General features: G+C 69.4%; 2 protein-coding genes. One reads left to right on the forward strand and one right to left on the reverse strand.

What is annotated here, in order from left to right:
* Window positions 1-931 (forward strand): hypothetical protein (locus tag Q8Q85_10790; GenBank protein MDP3774739.1); only part of this gene is annotated, 931 nt, incomplete at its 5' end.
* On the opposite strand, the gene Q8Q85_10795 is transcribed toward Q8Q85_10790, so the two are convergent.
* Window positions 909-1,193 carry a hypothetical protein gene (locus Q8Q85_10795; protein ID MDP3774740.1) on the reverse strand — a complete coding sequence of 95 codons (285 nt, stop codon included), beginning with the start codon at window positions 1,191-1,193 and terminating at the stop codon, window positions 909-911. The genes Q8Q85_10790 and Q8Q85_10795 overlap by 23 nt on opposite strands.
* Window positions 1,194-1,554: the final 361 nt, after the last annotated feature.

The raw sequence follows: 1,554 nt of genomic DNA on the forward strand, positions 1-1,554 counted from the left end.
CACGCTCATCCGGGTCCTGATCGCAGAGAACGCGGAACAGCGGGCCTTCTTCGTCGAGTTCCTGCGGCAGCTCGCACCCGATTCCTTCCAGCGCCTGCCCGATCCGCTGGCGTTGCGCGCCGGCGCGGTGGCCTTCCTGGACTCGCTGCTGCGGGAGCACCCGGACGCGGCGGACGCCTTCGCGCTGCGAGGGACCATCAAGGCCGCCCTGCCGCGCGTCGGGGGGACGGACTCCCTGCTGGAGTCCGCCATCGCCGACCTCGAGCGCGCCAAGCTGCTGGACCCTCCCGGCTTCGAGGCTTCGAGCTACCTAGCCTCCGCCTATACCTCGGCGGGCCGCTACTCCGACGCGTTGTTCGCGTACGGACAGGCGCTGGAGGCGGACGTGTTTCAGCGCCAGCGGGCGGACAACCTGCGGGGCAGCTTCGACGCGGCGCTGATGGCGGAGCACTACCCGGACGCCGACACGGCGTGCCGTACCGGCCAGCGGGAGTTCCCGCGCGACGAGCGATTCCGGGACTGCGAGCTGCGGCTCCTCAGCCGGACAGGGCTAGGCGCGCGGGCCGCCACCCGCGCGGTGGCCATCGCCGACTCGCTCACCGCGATCGAGGCGAACCAGACCTGGCGGGCGCTGTACGAGCTGTACGCCGCCGCGGCGCTCGCCCGCGCCGGCCGGGGTCGCGACGCCGACCGGATGGCCGCACGCGCGACCGCCATATCGCTGCGCCAGCCGATCCTACAGCTGGAGCTGGCCTGGGTCCGCCTCCAGCGTGGCGACGCTGACAGCGCCCTCGCCCTGCTGGCCGGCCTCGTGCGGAGCGACCCCAGCTACCGGCGCAACATCGTCATCGCGCCGTGGTTCAAGGCGCTCCGATCCGATCCGCGTTTTGGGGCCGCGCTGTCGGGCGTCAGCCCGACTTCACGATGGTGAAGTGGCCTGCCAGCTCCGCGGTTGTTGTTGCATCGAGGAGCTTGATGATGTCGCCTATCACCTTCGCCTGATCGGCCTGGTAGCTGAGGTCGCTCACTGCCTTCTCGATGGCCCGGTGTTGCTTATCGAGGAGCTTGACGGTTTTGCTCACACTGAGACCATCCGTCGAGAGCGGCTTCCACTCCTGGGAGGGTCCGCTGCATACGTGAATCGGCGAACTCAGGCACTTCAGCCCGGTGTCCGTGATGATGCAGATTGCCATGGAAGCCTCCTTCTGATGGTGGATCCCGGCGGCGCGCCCACGCGCGTAGCGCGACAACCGGGAGCGGGATGGCCAGCCCCGGCCATCTCGCGTGCAGAACCATGCCTGACGCAGGAGGATTCCGCCAGTAGGGCCGGAGTGCACATCGGTGTCTCGTGGGAGCGTATCGGCGTGGCGGCGGCGCCGTCTTGCCGGTGGCGGCCGGACGACGTGCTTTCGGCTAGAGCTTCAGGATGGCGAGCACGGTGCCCATCGTGCCCACCCAGAAAAGGAACATCCAGCGCAGCAGCTCGCGACTACGGCTGGCGGTCTCCGAGCGCGGACTGCAACTGGCGCAGCACCTCCCCCAGCCGCGTAAGCT

The organism is Gemmatimonadales bacterium, from assembly GCA_030697825.1.
Lineage (GTDB): Bacteria > Gemmatimonadota > Gemmatimonadetes > Gemmatimonadales > JACORV01 > JACORV01.

What these genes read in the sequence shown, in the direction of transcription:
- Q8Q85_10795 (MDP3774740.1), bottom strand. Translation starts at nt 1,193, where the DNA reads ATGGCAATCTGCATCATCACGGACACCGGGCTGAAGTGCCTGAGTTCG.